General features: G+C 63.4%; 13 protein-coding genes. 9 read left to right on the plus strand and 4 right to left on the minus strand.

Translation table 11 applies throughout. The features are described from left to right. Positions 1–4: 4 nt before the first annotated feature. The 4 genes from CO656_RS18345 (at position 5) to CO656_RS18365 (ending at position 4,357) form a co-directional block, all read left to right on the plus strand. Positions 5–595: a putative glycolipid-binding domain-containing protein gene (locus CO656_RS18345; protein ID WP_037420091.1), complete on the plus strand. Its 591-nt coding sequence runs from the start codon at positions 5–7 to the stop codon at positions 593–595. Continuing rightward, a complete protein-coding gene (locus CO656_RS18350) occupies positions 595–1,794 on the plus strand; it encodes a phosphoglycerate kinase (protein ID WP_037420094.1) in 1,200 nt (399 codons plus the stop codon). The genes CO656_RS18345 and CO656_RS18350 overlap by 1 nt, the downstream gene beginning before the upstream one ends. A 345-nt stretch (positions 1,795–2,139) precedes the next feature. Beyond that, the gene (locus CO656_RS18360; RefSeq protein WP_097526658.1) at positions 2,140–3,165 is read left to right on the plus strand and encodes a class I fructose-bisphosphate aldolase; all 1,026 of its coding nucleotides are present in this window, start codon (positions 2,140–2,142) and stop codon (positions 3,163–3,165) included. A 274-nt stretch (positions 3,166–3,439) separates the two neighbouring features. Continuing rightward, positions 3,440–4,357, plus strand: a complete 918-nt coding sequence (locus CO656_RS18365) for a PhzF family phenazine biosynthesis protein (RefSeq protein WP_037420100.1) — start codon at positions 3,440–3,442, stop codon at positions 4,355–4,357. A 119-nt stretch (positions 4,358–4,476) separates the two neighbouring features. On the opposite strand, the gene CO656_RS18375 is transcribed toward CO656_RS18365, so the two are convergent. Further along, a complete protein-coding gene (locus tag CO656_RS18375; protein WP_083854096.1) occupies positions 4,477–6,384 on the minus strand; it encodes a tetratricopeptide repeat protein in 1,908 nt (635 codons plus the stop codon). A 161-nt stretch (positions 6,385–6,545) separates the two neighbouring features. After that, positions 6,546–6,701 carry a hypothetical protein gene (locus CO656_RS18380; RefSeq protein ID WP_083854097.1) on the minus strand — a complete coding sequence of 52 codons (156 nt, stop codon included), beginning with the start codon at positions 6,699–6,701 and terminating at the stop codon, positions 6,546–6,548. Positions 6,702–6,880: 179 nt separating this feature from the next. Here CO656_RS18380 and CO656_RS18385 point away from each other — a divergent pair, with 179 nt between their 5' ends. The 3 genes from CO656_RS18385 to CO656_RS18395 all read left to right on the plus strand — a co-directional run bounded on the left by CO656_RS18385 (position 6,881) and on the right by CO656_RS18395 (position 9,225). Then, positions 6,881–8,182, plus strand: a complete 1,302-nt coding sequence (locus CO656_RS18385; RefSeq protein WP_097526659.1) for an MFS transporter — start codon at positions 6,881–6,883, stop codon at positions 8,180–8,182. Next, positions 8,169–8,357, plus strand: a complete 189-nt coding sequence (locus CO656_RS18390; protein WP_037420106.1) for a DUF1192 domain-containing protein — start codon at positions 8,169–8,171, stop codon at positions 8,355–8,357. Before CO656_RS18385 ends, CO656_RS18390 begins: the two co-directional genes overlap by 14 nt. Before the next feature lie 349 nt (positions 8,358–8,706). Continuing rightward, positions 8,707–9,225, plus strand: coding sequence for a DUF1465 family protein (locus tag CO656_RS18395; protein WP_037420109.1), 519 nt, complete (start codon positions 8,707–8,709; stop codon positions 9,223–9,225). 565 nt (positions 9,226–9,790) lie between these two features. On the opposite strand, the gene rpmE is transcribed toward CO656_RS18395, so the two are convergent. Beyond that, entirely contained in the window at positions 9,791–10,012 is a 222-nt protein-coding gene (gene rpmE, locus CO656_RS18400) for a 50S ribosomal protein L31 (RefSeq protein WP_012709319.1), read from the minus strand. A gap of 198 nt (positions 10,013–10,210) precedes the next feature. Between rpmE and CO656_RS18405 the strand changes: the two genes are divergently transcribed. Next, positions 10,211–12,010: an ABC transporter transmembrane domain-containing protein gene (locus tag CO656_RS18405; RefSeq protein ID WP_097526660.1), complete on the plus strand. Its 1,800-nt coding sequence runs from the start codon at positions 10,211–10,213 to the stop codon at positions 12,008–12,010. A 135-nt stretch (positions 12,011–12,145) separates the two neighbouring features. Beyond that, positions 12,146–13,138, plus strand: coding sequence for a tripartite tricarboxylate transporter substrate binding protein (locus CO656_RS18410; RefSeq protein WP_037420184.1), 993 nt, complete (start codon positions 12,146–12,148; stop codon positions 13,136–13,138). 198 nt (positions 13,139–13,336) lie between these two features. On the opposite strand, the gene CO656_RS18415 is transcribed toward CO656_RS18410, so the two are convergent. Next, positions 13,337–14,986 carry an FAD-binding dehydrogenase gene (locus CO656_RS18415; protein WP_083854101.1) on the minus strand — a complete coding sequence of 550 codons (1,650 nt, stop codon included), beginning with the start codon at positions 14,984–14,986 and terminating at the stop codon, positions 13,337–13,339. Positions 14,987–15,055: the final 69 nt, after the last annotated feature.

The raw sequence follows: 15,055 nt of genomic DNA on the forward strand, positions 1-15,055 counted from the left end.
GACCATGTTCCGGGCCCTTTCCTCAACGACGGTGCGCTGGCGTCCGCTCGAGGGGGAAGGGCTCGAACATCTGACGATCCGGCCTCTCGACGCATCGGTGGGCGCGGCAATCCGCGCCGAAAGCGTGCTGATCGGCGCGCGCGGCGGAGCCGCCTATGGCGTTCGCTACCGCATTGACTGCGACGCCGGCTGGCGTGTCACTTCCTTCTTCATCGGGACGGCGGACGGACGCCGGCTGCACCTGCTCTCCGACGGCGGCGGCCATTGGCGCACGGCGGAAGGCGTCGCCCTTCCCCGCTTCGACGGCTGCATCGACATCGATCTTGCCGGCACGCCCTTCACCAACACCCTGCCGATCCGCCGTCTGGACCTCACGCGGGCGTCGGGCACCGTAAAACTCAAGATGCTTTACGTGCCATTCGACAGCTTCGAGCCCACGGTCGATGGCCAGCACTATACCTGCATCGAGGAGGGCAAACTCTATCGCTACCAGGCGGAAGACCGCAGCTTCACCGCCGACCTGCCGCTGGACGAGGACGGCCTCGTCACCGACTATCCCACCCTTTTTCAGAGACTATCACTGGAGACGAACTGATGGCTTTCAAGACCCTTGACGATCTGACCGATATCGCCGGCAAACGCGTGCTGGTGCGCGTCGATCTCAATGTGCCGGTCAAGGACGGTCAGGTGACCGACACCACCCGCATCGAGCGCGTGGCGCCGACGATCCGCGAACTCTCCGAAAAAGGGGCGAAGGTCATCCTGCTTGCCCATTTCGGCCGCCCGAAGGGCGAACCGGTCGCCGACATGTCGCTGAAGGCGATCGCCCCTGCCGTCGAGGAAATCCTCGACCAGCGCGTCCACTTCGCCGCCGACTGCATCGGTGACAAGGCCGCCAATGCGATAGCCGACATGAATGACGGCGACGTGCTGCTGCTCGAAAACACCCGCTTCCACAAGGGCGAGGAAAAGAACGATCCGGCCTTCGTCACGGCATTGGCCGCCAATGGCGACATCTATGTCAACGACGCCTTTTCCGCAGCGCACCGCGCCCATGCCTCGACCGAGGGCCTGGCACAGCACCTGCCCGCCTATGCCGGCCGCACCATGCAGGCCGAACTCGAGGCACTCGAAAAGGGTCTCGGCAATCCGAAGCGTCCGGTCGTCGCTATCGTCGGCGGCGCAAAGGTGTCGACCAAGATCGACCTGCTGCAGAACCTCGTGAAGAAGGTCGACGCGCTCGTCATCGGCGGCGGCATGGCCAACACCTTCCTCGCCGCCCAAGGCATCGATGTCGGCAAGTCGCTCTGCGAGCACGATCTTGCCGAAACGGCAAAGTCGATTATCGCCGCGGCGGAAGCCGCCGGATGTGCCATCGTGCTGCCGGAAGACGGCGTCGTCGCCCGCGAATTCAAGGCAGGCGCCGACCACGAGGTCGTCGACATCAAGGCGATCCCGGCCGACGCAATGGTGCTCGATGTCGGGCCGAAATCCGTCACTGCCATCAGCGACTGGATCTCGCGCGCTGAAACCCTCGTCTGGAACGGTCCGCTCGGAGCCTTCGAAATCGCCCCCTTCGACAAAGCGACGGTGGCCGCCGCCAAGCATGCGGCCAGCCGCACCCGTCAGGGCTCGCTCGTCTCGGTCGCCGGCGGCGGCGATACGGTCGCTGCCCTAAACCACGCCGAGGTCGCCGACGATTTCTCCTATGTTTCCACCGCCGGCGGCGCCTTCCTCGAATGGATGGAAGGCAAGCCGCTGCCCGGTGTCGATATCCTCCACCAGCAGAAGTAGCCGCACGCGCGCCGACCCGGGCAAATGGATAAGCCCGGGTCGGTGCCTCAAAAAAATTGTGACATTTCAAACGATTAAATTTTTTTAAATCGTTTTAGTCGATTTTACTGCCATTTTCCCGCACAGTATCTTCTGTTATCGCGCGCTGCGTACCTACAGCGCCGCGCGTCTTTAGGACGTCCAAAGGCCGCTGTAGCACTTTGAATTGCTGCATGTTTCCTTGCGTAAATCGGCGACGGCTTACGGAGGCATGCAGTCGGACGCGAGGATGTTTCTTGCGCCCTCAGACCGAAACGGTTTCTTGCGCCGCTCCGCTGCGTTCGGCGCTCTGTGTAGGAGAAAAAGATGAGCGAAAGACTGGAAGATATTGCGGTTGCCATGGTCGCCAACGGACGGGGCCTGCTCGCTGCCGACGAGTCGACCGCAACGATCAAGAAGCGCTTCGATAGCATTGGCCTCGAGTCCACCGAGACCTCGCGCCGCGACTATCGCGAGATGCTGCTGCGCTCGGATGAGGCGATGCGCAACTATATCTCCGGCGTCATTCTCTATGAGGAAACCCTGTTCCAGAAGGCCGCCGACGGCACCGCGCTCGTCGACGTCATCAAGAACGCCGGCTCGATCCCCGGCATCAAGGTCGACACCGGCGCAAAGCCCCTGCCGCATTTCCCTAATGAGACCGTCACCGAGGGCCTCGACGGCCTCGCCGCCCGCCTCGCCAAGTATTATGAAGCGGGCGCCCGCTTCGCCAAATGGCGTGGCGTCATCGCAATCTCCGGAACCCTGCCGAGCTTCGGCGCCATCAAGGCCAATGCCCATGCGCTTGCCCGCTATGCGACGCTCTGCCAGGAGGCCGGGATCGTCCCCATCGTCGAGCCGGAAGTGCTCATGGACGGCGCCCCCGGCGACCACTCGATCGAGCGTTCGGAAGAAGTAACCGAATGGGTACTTCGCACCGTCTTCGAGGAACTGGGCGACCTGCGTGTGAAGCTCGAAGGCATGATCCTGAAGCCGAGCATGGTGATCGACGGCAAGAAGGCCCGCAAGGCTTCGGTCGAAGACGTTGCCGAGCGCACCGTCAAGGTACTAAAGCGCACCGTGCCGGCCGCTGTCCCCGGAATCGCCTTCCTGTCCGGCGGCCAGTCGACGGAAGAGGCAACCGCGCATCTCTCGGCCATGAACACGGCGCACGACCTGCCCTGGAAGCTGACTTTCTCGTATGGCCGCGCCCTGCAGCAGGAAGCGCTCAACGCCTGGAACGGCAAGCCGGAGAACGTCGCCGCCGGCCAGCGCGCCTTCTCGCATCGCGCCAAGATGTGCAGCCTCGCCGCCAAGGGCAGCTGGAAGAAGGACCTCGAACAGGCCGCCTGATGGGTAAGCCTGAGCGGACAAAGAGTTAAAGGGAGCGAGGAGAAGGCCCGGCGGCAGCGATGTCGCCGGGCCTTACTGCATGTTTCCTCAAATCGTAGCCGATTTGGGGACAAAAACATGCAGCAATTCAAAGTGCTATGGCGTCCTTTGTGCGTCTGCTAAGACGCACGGCGCTGTAGTATTCGGGGCCAATTGTCAGGGAGACAAGTTTGCTGTTTCGGCGGGCCGATAACGCTTTTACATCAGCGCCATTGCCGATTGCCGGGGAACTGCAATGAAATCCGTCTCCTATGTCACCGTTGACGTCTTCACCGCCGAACGCTTCACCGGAAACCAGCTCGCCGTCATCCCCGATGCACGGGGCTTGAGCGACGAGCAGATGCAGGCGATCGCCACCGAATTCGGCTATTCCGAAGTCACCTTCGTGCTGCCGCCGGATGATCCGGCGAACACTGCCCGTGTGCGCATCTTCACGCCGACCGCCGAAATTCCCTTTGCCGGACATCCTAATGTCGGCACCGCCTTCGTGCTCGGTCAACAGGGGGAGATCTTCGGCAGAAGGCCCGGCGACAAACTGCGTTTCGAAGAGAAGGCCGGGCTGGTCGAGGTTGCCCTTCTCGGCGACGGCGACGCCATTGCCGGCGCGCGCATCGTCGCTCCCCGGCCGCTCAGCATCGGACCGGTCATCGACGCTGCGACCGTCGCCGCCTGCGCCTCACTCCGGCCGGAGGACGTGAGCGAACGCACTCATCCCGCCGTGCGTGTCTCGGTCGGCCTCGCCTTTGCCGCCGCCGAAGTCAGGGATGTCGCCGCCCTGTCGAATGCGCGGCCCGATGTCAGCGCCTTCCATGAAGCGAATGCGCGTTACCCACTCGCCGATGACAGCTTCAGCCTGTTTCTCTATGCGCGCACGCCCGAGCGCCCCTGGCAGATCAGGGCTCGCATGTTCGCGCCGCTCGACAATGTCATCGAGGATCCGGCGACCGGCAGCGCCTCGGCGGCGCTCGGCGCCTATCTCGCTTCGCTTCTGCCGCAGGCGGATGCGGAAATCGAGATTGTCATCGAGCAAGGCGTGGAAATGGGCCGCCGCAGCGTCATAACGGTCCGCGTCAACAAGAAGAACGGCACGGTCCGCGAGGTCAGCGTTTCGGGCAATTGCGTGGCGGTGATGCGCGGGTCGATCGAGGTCTGAGCACTACAGCGCCGCGCGTCTTATCAGACGCGTAAGGTCGCTGTAGCACTTTGAATTGCTGCATGTCTTTGTCCTCAGATCGAGGTCGATTTAAGGAGACATGCAGGAGGCCCGCCGGATCAGCGCGTCTCGGGCGTGCAATCCCTCATCGACTTGAGAAGTGCCCGAAATCGGGGGTGATCGCGAATCGGATCCAGATCGGAGTCCTGCTTGAACCAGAGGAGATGGTAGCTGGAGCTCTGCGGAACGACGGCTTCCAGCAGATCGAGCGCGCGCTCGCTCTCTCCCAATAAGGAATGGACGCAGGCCGCGTTATATTGCGCGACGATATCGTCCGGATCGACCGCCAGCGCTCGCGCCGCCCATTCCTTGGCGCGCTCCCCTTCGCCCAGATGCGCGAGCGCCAAGGCCCCGCGATGGGCGGGGCTCGCATTTTCCGGGTGCCGCTCCAGCGCGGTTTTCGCCCGCTCGATGCCGATCCGCGCCCAGCGCTGGCGCTCGGATTCCATTCCGAGCGAGAGATAGCAGTTCATCAAATGAATTGGTGAAAAATAGTCGTCGGTGCGGATTTCCGCCGCCCGCTTGAAGAACTGCACCGCCTCCTGAAACCGGCCCTGCGCAAATAGGAAGCGGCCATAATAAAGATTGGCCTCATAGAGCGACGGACTCAGCGCCAGAGCCTGGCGGAATTCGCGGCCGGCCTCTTCCGTCTGCCCGTCGTGGGTCAATGCCAGCCCGCGTGAGGCATGCGCTTCCGCCAGGTTCGGGTCGAGCGCCAGTGCCTTGGAGCTCATCTCGAAGATGCTCTCGAGCGGAAACTCCTTTTCGTGCCAATCCCTGATCGCACATTCGCATTCGGCGATGCCCGCGTAGGCGCGCGCATAGTTCGGATCGAGTTCGACAGCCTTCAGGAACATCCGGCGGGCAAGCAGCAGGTAGGACCGAGTCCAAGTATGCGAGAACTGCCGGCCACGCAGATAATAGGTATAGGCTTCCACGGAAGTGGTCGGATCGCTCTCGATCGCCTTCTTCTCCTCCGGCAGCAGCTTGATCTTCAACTGGGCGACGATCGCATGCGTGATCTCGTCCTGGATGGTAAAGATATCGGTGAGATCACGATCATAGCGATCGGCCCACAGGTGCCCGCCCGTATGCGCATCGATGAGCTGGCCGGTGATGCGGACACGTTCGCCGACCTTGCGGACGCTGCCTTCCAGAATGAAGCGGACGCCGAGTTCCTGGGCGATCTGCTTCACCTTCACCGGCTTGCCCTTGTAGGTAAAGACGGTGTTGCGGGCGACGACATGCAGGCGCGAGATCTTCGAAAGATCGGTAATGATGTCCTCGGTGATGCCGTCGGAGAAATATTCCTGCTCCGGATCGTGGCTCATATTGGTGAAGGGCAGGACGCCGATCGATAATTCGTAGCCGGCCTCGAGCGTCGCGTCGGGCGGCTCCGTTTCCTGCCGGGCGGCCGCCTCGCCGAGCGCGACCGTATAGACGCGGATATTCGGCGCGATGTTCTTCAGGCTGTATTCGCCCTTGTCGACGAAGCCGAGGTCCAACCGCGAGCCGACCTGGTCGCGCACCGACGAGGATACCGCAATACCGGAGGGATCGGCGAGCCCCTCGAGCCGCGCCGCAACGTTGACGCCGTCGCCGAAGATGTCGCCCTCCTCAACGATCACGTCGCCGAGGTGGATGCCGATCCTGAGTTCGATGCGCCGGCTCCTCGGCAGGCCTTCGTTGCGAACGAGCATGCCGCGCTGGATCTCGGCCGCACAGGCCACCGCATTCACGACGCTCGAAAATTCGATCAGCATGCCGTCGCCGGACAGCTTGACGATGCGCCCCTTGTGTTCGGCGATCTTCGGCTCCAGGCACTCGCGGCGATGCCGTTTCAAGGCGGCCAGCGTCCCCGCCTCGTCGGTTCCCATCAGGCGACTGTAGCCCACGACATCGGCAGCGAGAATGGCGGTCAGGCGGCGTTCCAAGAGTGCCTCGATTTTCATCTTGTGGCCGAGCACGGTAATTTAACCTTTTCTTGACTACATGTCGTGCGCAGACTTCGGGCATTTTGCGCGCAAGTGTAGCCCTGTCCTCAAAGGTTAGCTGTTTCTAAGGGAACGTCGTGCGGTCGCGCATTCCCTGCGCATGTTCTATCCGCGGCAGGTGAGTGCGACTGCGGCTACGGCCGGACGAACACCGTGACCATCATCACGGCGATGGCGAAGACGGCGATCTTCCAGAAATCCCGGCGCTGCCTGAGACCGGGATATCCGAGCGGCTTGATGATGTGCACACACATGGCGACGAAGAGGAGAAGCGTCAGTGCCTTCGACATTCATTTATTCCGGAGAATTCCGCGGCCACGGTTGCAACGTCATACGGCCGTCACTTTTCGACGCATAGAGGGCTATTGTTTTCGCCGCCGATTTGCAATGACCGGCGGCAGCGATTCCAGTTGAACGGCACCACATGCCGCCGCGAATTGCCGGTCGCAGAACGATTTCGGATGGAACAATGAGAAACAACCTGCTCCCCGTCGCCGCGCTGTTGCTCGGCACTCTGTTCCTCTTTCTAGGAAACGGTCTGCTGGGTCTGCTCCTGCCGGTGCGCGGCACGGCGGAAGGATACCCGACCACGATTCTCGGCCTGATCGGCACGTCCTGGGCTTCGGGCTTCGTGCTCGGCTGCTTCTTCGCCCCGAATGTCGTGAAGCGCATTGGGCACGTTCGGGCCTTCAGTGTCTTCACGGCGCTGATTGCCATCGTTTCCCTTTTGACCGGCATAATGATCGACCCCATCTGGTGGCTGGTCCTGCGCGCGCTGACCGGCTTCTCGACCGCCGGCACGTCGATGATCATCGAAAGCTGGCTGAACGAGCGCGCCACCAATGAAAGCCGCGGCGTAATCTTCTCCCTCTATATCGCCATCACCCTCTTCGGCGTCGTCGGCGGGCAGATGATGATCCCCTTCGGCGAGACGACGACCACATTCTTCTTCATGATCTGCGGCATTCTCTACTGCGTCGCGATGTTGCCGACGCTCTTGTCCAAGGCCGCCTCGCCGACGCCGCTCAAGCAGGTGCGGCTCGACCTTCGCGGCCTTTACCGCAATTCGCCGGTGTCCTTCCTCGGCATCCTCTTGATCGGCATCGCCAACGGGGCCTTCGGCACGCTCGGCGCCGTCTTCGGCCGCCAGGCGGGTCTTTCCGACAGCACCGTCGCGGCGATGATGAGCGTCGCGATCTTCTCCGGGGCGGTCATGCAGTTGCCCGCCGGCCGAATTTCCGACCGCGTCGACCGCCGCTATGTGCTCGCCGTTCTGGCCGGTGTGGGGGCGCTTGCCGGGCTCATGCTCTTCCTGATCGAGCCGGGCCAAGTCTGGATCGTGCTGACGCTGATTGCCGTCTACGGGGCCGCGGCAAACGCGCTCTATCCGATCGCCGTCTCGCACGCCAACGACTTCGCCACACCGGAGGATTTCGTCAAGGTCTCCGGCGGCCTGCTTCTGCTCTACGGCATCGGCACGATCATCGGCCCGACGATCGGCGGCCCGGTGATGACTGCGACGGGCCCCTATGGCCTCTTCATGATCACCGCCTGTGCGCATATGCTGATCACGGCCTATGCGATCGTCCGCAGCCGCCGGCGCGCACCCGTGCCCGTCGCCGAGCGCGAGACCTTCTCGCCGGTCAATGCCGGTGCACCGACGACGCCGGAAAGCCTGCAGCTCTCTCCGCGCGCGGCACCCTTCGAGGAGACGCGGGGAGACACCGTCGACGATCCCGAAGCGGAGGAGAGAGCCGATGAGCCTGTTTGACGACGATCAGCCGAAGAAGAAGACCGCGCATGAGATCGGCAGCGACCTTTCGCAGCTCTCCGTCGACGAACTCACCGCGCGCATTGCGCTGCTGTCGGAGGAAATCGCCCGGCTGGAGGCGGAGCGCACCCGAAAATCGGCGAGCCGATCGGCCGCCGAAGGCCTCTTCCGCTGAGAGCTAGACAAGCCTCAGAGAGCGCCGGCGGACGGCCGCTTAACGGGATATTAGGCATTTTCTGTAATTCTACCGTCATCCGGTCTTCCGGACTCAGACATTTTCACCGATTGGCGAATGGGTCTGATTTCTCCCTGTTTTACCTTGAGAGCCGCCCCGCGCGGCTCTTTTTTTGTTTCGCGACAGCTGTTTTCAAAGAATTGTGGAGATTAACCCTTTCTTAAGAATACCCTTGCGCGGAATGCGGTATCAGATCATTCTTCGAGCATAGAGGGGCCTCAAGGAAACTTTTCCCAAAGCCACTTCGTTACCTGACCGTGATGCGTTTTGAACCAGGGAAAAACAGGCCATGTCCGAGAGAGGATTGAATACCGTCAGTTTCGCAGGACACGCTGCGTCCTCGGCGCAGTTCAAGGCGCTCTATGCCGAAGGGATGGGCCTCGTCGAGGAAACGGCGAGCTACCTCGATGGTCCTGGCCGTGCTGCCTCCAAGGTGTTGCCGCGTATGGCCTCGGTGCTTTACGCCGCCGAGTCGATGCGGCTGACGACGCGGCTGATGCAGATGGCCTCCTGGCTCCTCCTACAGCGCGCTGTCAACAATGGCGAGATGAGCCGCGAACAGGTCCTGTCGGAAAAAAGCAAAGTTCGCCTCGACAGCTTCAATGTCGACCGCAGCGCGCCCGGCTGGAACGATCTGCCCGACAGCTTCCGCGACCTGATCGAACGCTCGCTTCGCCTGCAGAACCGCGTCGCCCTGCTCGACCGCGAGATCTACCGGCCGCAGGAGGCCACGACCTTCGTCCCAGACAACCAGAACGGCGTCAAGGCACAGATCAAGCTCTTGCAGACAGCGTTTGGCGGCAACTGACGTCGACGGTAATCACGGCAGAGTTCGAGGCCCGGCCACGCGCCGGGTTTTTCGTGCGTGCGGCACGCGAATTTCCCAGCGGTCTGTCTTGCATGGTCCTTGCATTCTCTTCTCACGCACTTGCCTGTCCGAGCCAGCACGCAAAGGAGTGCGTGTGTGTGAATCCTCGCGGCAAGCCCGAGGATGACGCTTCTGGGTAATGCTCAGTGCAAATCAAGCGGTGTATGATGCCGGCAGGTGCGCTCCCCTTTTTCGACAGCGGTTCACTCTCCCGTCATCCTCGGGTTTTACCCGGGTCAAGCCCGAGGAGGACCCCCTTGACAACGCTCGGTCTTAAGTTGAGACGAGGGTAAGCGACAGGTGCTGTCAACCTTCGCTCGTCTCCGACGAAAACGGCCCCCTTCTTCTTCGTCATTCTCGGGCTTGCCGAGAATCCATGCACAAGCCGCCGAGCGAGAGGATCGCCTGCGTAAAGCCTGCATCTGACTCTTTCGTCCAGAAGGCAACAACAGCCAACAAAAAAGCCCGGCATTGCCGGGCTCCAGAAACGCGATATCGCGAGCGATCAGAGGCCGAGGCCCTCGAAGCGCTTCTTGAACTTCGAGACGCGGCCGCCGCGGTCGACGAGCTGCTGGTTGCCGCCGGTCCAGGCCGGGTGCGACTTCGAGTCGATTTCGAGGTGCATGGTTGCGCCTTCCGAACCCCAGGTCGAGCGGGTTTCGTATTCGGTGCCGTCGGTCATGACCACCTTGATCGTGTGGTATTCGGGATGGATGCCTGCCTTCATAACAATCTTCCTAGAGTTCCAGGGTCCAATTGTCGCAAGGCATTGCGACTTTGGGACCGAACACGTAAATGGAGCCGCGGACCGCTCTCGGCCACGGCTTCTTCAATTCGATGCCGTGCCTATACATGAAGGTCTGCGGGATAACAAGTGCCGCGCGGAAGACTAATCGACCCTCCGTGGCAGGCGATCGGGGGTCACGTGCCAAGACAAGAGAACCAAGTACGAGAGCGCAAGTCCGTCCGGCCGCTTGCAGCCGTGCTGCCCTATGTCAGGCGCTATCGCCACTTTGCGATCGGCGCCGCCATCTCGCTGACGATCGCCGCGGTGACGACGCTGACGCTGCCGCTGGCGGTCCGCCGGATGATCGATCACGGCTTCTCCAATTCCGATTCCGCCTTCATCAACACCTATTTCACCATGTTGATGGTGCTGGCGATCGTGTTGGCGCTGGCGAGCGCCGCCCGCTACTACTTCGTCATTTCGCTGGGAGAGCGCATCGTCGCCGATCTCCGGCGCGACGTCTTCGCCCGGGTCACGGGCCTTTCCGCCTCCTTCTTCGACGTCAACCAGTCCGGCGAGATCGTCTCGCGGCTGACCGCGGACACGACGCAGATCAAGTCGGCGGTCGGCGCCACGGCATCCGTTGCGCTGCGCAACTTGATCCTCTGTCTGGGCGCGATCGGCATGATGGTCTATACCAGCCCGAAGCTGTCGAGCCTGGTGATCGCCGCCATTCCGCTCATCGTCTTCCCGCTCGTCGGCTTCGGCCGTTCCGTCCGGCGCCGCGCCCGTCAGGCGCAGGACACGCTCGCCGCTGCCTCCGCCTATGCCGGCGAAGCGATCGCCGCCACCCGCACGCTACAGGCCTTCAATGGCGAGGCGAGCGCCAATAACCGCTTCGGCGCCGCCGTGGAGGAGGCCTATGGCGCCGCCCGTGCGGCGATCCGAGCCCGCTCGGCGCTCACCGCCTTTGCCATCACCATGGTGTTCGGCAGCGTCGTTGCGGTGCTCTGGTTCGGAGCCCGCGACGTGCTGGACGGCACGCTTTCGGCTGGCACGCTCAGCCAGTTTCTACTCTATTCCGTCTTTGCCGCCGGCAGCCTCGGAGCGCTCTCGGAAGTCTGGGGCGAGATCTCGCAGGCCGCAGGGGCCGCCGAGCGCCTGAACGAGCTCCTGAGCGAAGTTCCGCAGATCCGCGCGCCCGAGCACCCCGCCCCAATGCCCGTGCCGGCGAAGGGGGCGATCGCCTTCGACGACGTGCACTTCGCCTATCCGGCGCGGCCCGACTACAAGAGCCTCAAAGGCCTGAGCCTCGCGGTGGAGCCGGGCGAGACCGTTGCCATCGTCGGCCCCTCCGGCGCCGGCAAGAGTACCCTGTTCTCGATGCTGCTGCGCTATTACGACCCGATCAAGGGAACCGTGCTGGTTGACGGCATGGACATCCGCAGCGTCGACCCGAAAGACCTGCGCGAACGGATCGCCATCGTGCCGCAGGACGTGACGATCTTCGCCGCCTCGGTGCATGACAACATCGCCTTCGGCACTACGGCGAGCCGCGAGGCGGTACAGGCGGCCGCCGTCGCGGCGCAGGCCGACGAGTTCATCGCAAGGCTCGACCGCGGCTATGACACGCTGGTCGGCGAGCGTGGCGTGACGCTTTCCGGCGGCCAGCGCCAGCGTATCGCCATTGCCCGGGCGATCATCAAGGCCGCTCCGATCCTGCTTCTCGACGAAGCGACGTCGGCCCTCGACGCTGAGAGCGAGACGCTGGTGCAGAAGGCACTCGACGGGCTGATGCGAGAGCGCACCACGCTCGTCATCGCGCATCGGCTGGCGACGGTGCTGAAGGCGGACCGCATCCTGGTCATGGATCACGGCCGTATCGTCGAGGAAGGCACCCACGCATCGCTGATCCGCCAGGGCGGGCTCTATGCCAAGCTCGCGCGGCTTCAATTCGATCACGGGGCGGAAGGATTGTTTGTCGCATCCCAGGCCTGAGACCGGGCGTTAACCACGCGGCCCTCGGATGTGATTGTTTCTCGATCCGCCATTGCCCGCGGCAAGCGCAGCCCTATTGTAAGGGGGCCGGCTTTTGCCGGCAGCGCCTTCGACGAGATTGGGAGGATATCCGTAATGCCATTTCTAAGCATGACCCGCCGCGCCGCCCTTGCCTTCGGCATCGCCACGCTTTCCGCCATGACCTTGGGCGGCCCGGTGCAGGCGCAGAGTTTTCCGGACCGGACGATTACGCTCGTGGTCCCCTTCGCCGCCGGCGGTTCCACCGACGTCGTGGCCCGGATCATCGCCCAGAAGATGTCCGAGGATCTCGGCCAGCAGGTGATCGTCCAGAACGTCGCCGGCGCCGGCGGCAATCTCGGGGCGTCCAATGTCGCCCGTGCCGATCCGGACGGCTACACGATCCTGATGGCGACGGTCGCAACCCACGCCTTGAACCCGCTGATCCTGAAGACGAAGCCCTACGATCCGGAGAAGGACTTCGCGCCGATCTCGCTGCTGGTCGTCGTTCCGAACGTGCTGGTCGTCAATCCGGAGCTGCCGGCCAAATCGGTGCAGGAATTGCTGGCGCTGCTCAAGGCATCGCCTGACCAGTACAGCTACGCGTCCTCCGGCAACGGCACGCCGCTGCATCTATCCGGCGAGCTCTTCAAGTCGATGGCCGGCGTCGAGATGCAGCACATCCCCTACAAGGGCTCCGGCCCGGCGCTGAACGATGTCATCGGCAACCAAGTGCCGATCATGTTCGACAACCTGCCCTCCTCGTCCAGCCACATCAAGGCCGGAACGCTCCGGGCACTGGCGGTGACTACGGCGGAACGCGCCCCCTCCTTCCCGGACGTGCCTACCATCGCCGAATCCGGCATCCCCGGGTACGAGACCTATACCTGGAATGCGCTCTTCGCCCCGGCCAATACGCCGCAGCCGGTGATCGCGCGCCTGAACGAGTCGGCCAAGAAGGCGCTTGCCGATCCGGGGGTCCAGAAGCGCATGGAGGAATTCAGCGCCAAGATCGTCGGCTCGACGCCCGAGGAACTCGGCGCCCATGTGAAGGCGGAGCTTGCGAAGTGGACACCGGTCGTGCGCGACGCAAACATCCAGATGGATTGACGAGAGACCGGTGTTTGCCCCTCATCCACCTGCCGGCACCTTCTCCCCGCTTACGGGGCGAAGGAGACTCGCGTCGGCGCCTTCCAACCCATCGCCTGAGGAAGCGGCCGGCAGTAGGCACGCAAGTCCCCTCTCCCCGTCAAAACGGGGAGAGGGTTAGGGTGAGGGGTATTACAACGCGATGATAAGATTCTTTGATCAAACGTCCCCGCCCGCGCCCCGCCCCGCGGCACGGCCGGAAAAGATGCAGCCACCCAGGAAAGTGCCCTCGAGGGCGTTGTAGCCGTGCATGCCGCCGCCTCCGAAGCCAGCGACTTCGCCGGCCGCATAAAGGCCCGGCACCGGATCGCCGGAAAGCTCCAGCACTTGGCCGGCAAGGTTGGTCTGCAGACCGCCGAGTGTCTTGCGGGTCAGGATGTGCAATCGCACGGCGATCAGCGGGCCTGCCTTCGGGTCCAGGAGACGATGCGGCCTGGCGGTGCGGAGCAGCCGGTCGCCGCGATAGGCACGCGCGCCGCGGATGGCGGTAACCTGCGCGTCCTTGGAAAACGAATTGTCGATCTCCCGGTCGCGTGCCTCGATCTGCGCCTTGAGGTGGCTCGCCGAGAGCCGGTTATCGCCCGTCAACCTGTTCATCCCCTCGACAAGATCTTCGAGCCGGTCCTTGACGACAAAGTCCTCGCCCTTGTCCATGAAGGCCTGCACCGGGCCGGTCGGCTTTGCGCCGAGCCGCTTCAGCAGAAGCGCTATGCTCTTGCCGGTCAGATCCGGGTTCTGCTCGGACCCGGAAAGGGCGAACTCCTTCTTGATGATCGCGCGCGTCAGGATGAACCAGCTATAGTCATGGCCGCTCTGCCGGATCGCGGCCAATGTCCCGAGCGTATCGAAACCGGGCATGGCCGGCGCCGAAAAACGGTTGCCATCGGCATCGCACCAGAAGGAGGACGGGCCCGGCAGGACGCGGATGCCGTGGTCCGGCCAGATCGGGTCGAAGTTCCTGAGGCCCTCGGTATAGTGCCACATGCGGTCGGCATTGATGACGGAGCCGCGCGCCTTAGCCGCGATGTCCAGCATCCGGCCGTCGACGTGGTGCGGCACGCCGCTGACCATGGAGGCTGGCGGCTGGCCGAGCCGCTTGCGCGGCCAGTTGCGGCGCACCAGCTCATGATTGCCGCCGATGCCGCCCGAACTGACGACCACCGCGCCGGCGGAGATCTCGAAATCGCCGATCTCATCGCGCGAGCTGCGCTCGCCGCGGCCGACCGGATCCGCCTTGAGGATTGCCCCGCGCGCGCCGGTCACGGCACCGTCCGTCGTCACGAGTTCGTCGACCCGGTGGCGGAAGCGGAAACGGACAAGGCCCCGGCTCTCCGCCTGCCGCGTCAGCCGGATGAAGGGTTCGAGCACCGCCGGGCCGGTGCCCCAGGTAATGTGGAAGCGCGGCACCGAATTGCCGTGGCCATGCGCAAGACCACCGCCGCGTTCGGCCCATCCGACCACCGGAAACCAGCGCAGCCCGAGCGCATGCAGCCAGCGTCGCTTCTCGCCGGCGGCAAAATCGAGATAGGCCTCGGCCCACAGGCGCGGCCAGTGATCCTCGGGCCGGTCGAACTGCGACGATCCCATCCAGTCCTGGGCGGCGAGTTCATGACTGTCGCGAATGCCCATGCGCCGCTGCTCTAGACTGTCAACGAAGAAGAGGCCGCCAAGCGACCAGAAGGCCTGGCCGCCGAGATTCTGCTCGCCTTCCTGGTCGAGAACGATGACCTTGCGGCCAAGCGCCGCCGCCTCGGACGCCGCCACGAGCCCGGCAAGGCCGGCACCGATGACCAGCACATCGCAATCCATCAAGGCGCTCTCCCCCAACATCCCTCGACCAGCAACTCTTACGCATACGTCAAGGTCAATTCAAGCGGG

Source organism: Sinorhizobium sp. FG01 (assembly GCF_002531875.1).
Lineage (GTDB): Bacteria > Pseudomonadota > Alphaproteobacteria > Rhizobiales > Rhizobiaceae > Sinorhizobium > Sinorhizobium fredii_C.

Excerpts from the sequence above, each read along its gene's own strand:
- CO656_RS18360 (WP_097526658.1), top strand. The coding sequence starts at position 2,140 with ATGAGCGAAAGACTGGAAGATATTGCGGTTGCCATGGTCGCCAACGGA.
- CO656_RS18395 (WP_037420109.1), top strand. The coding sequence starts at position 8,707 with ATGTCCGAGAGAGGATTGAATACCGTCAGTTTCGCAGGACACGCTGCG.
- CO656_RS18380 (WP_083854097.1), bottom strand. The coding sequence starts at position 6,701 with ATGTCGAAGGCACTGACGCTTCTCCTCTTCGTCGCCATGTGTGTGCAC.
- CO656_RS18385 (WP_097526659.1), top strand. The coding sequence starts at position 6,881 with ATGAGAAACAACCTGCTCCCCGTCGCCGCGCTGTTGCTCGGCACTCTG.
- CO656_RS18345 (WP_037420091.1), top strand. The coding sequence starts at position 5 with ATGTTCCGGGCCCTTTCCTCAACGACGGTGCGCTGGCGTCCGCTCGAG.
- CO656_RS18415 (WP_083854101.1), bottom strand. The coding sequence starts at position 14,986 with ATGGATTGCGATGTGCTGGTCATCGGTGCCGGCCTTGCCGGGCTCGTG.
- CO656_RS18350 (WP_037420094.1), top strand. The coding sequence starts at position 595 with ATGGCTTTCAAGACCCTTGACGATCTGACCGATATCGCCGGCAAACGC.
- CO656_RS18410 (WP_037420184.1), top strand. The coding sequence starts at position 12,146 with ATGCCATTTCTAAGCATGACCCGCCGCGCCGCCCTTGCCTTCGGCATC.
- CO656_RS18390 (WP_037420106.1), top strand. The coding sequence starts at position 8,169 with ATGAGCCTGTTTGACGACGATCAGCCGAAGAAGAAGACCGCGCATGAG.
- CO656_RS18365 (WP_037420100.1), top strand. The coding sequence starts at position 3,440 with ATGAAATCCGTCTCCTATGTCACCGTTGACGTCTTCACCGCCGAACGC.
- rpmE (WP_012709319.1), bottom strand. The coding sequence starts at position 10,012 with ATGAAGGCAGGCATCCATCCCGAATACCACACGATCAAGGTGGTCATG.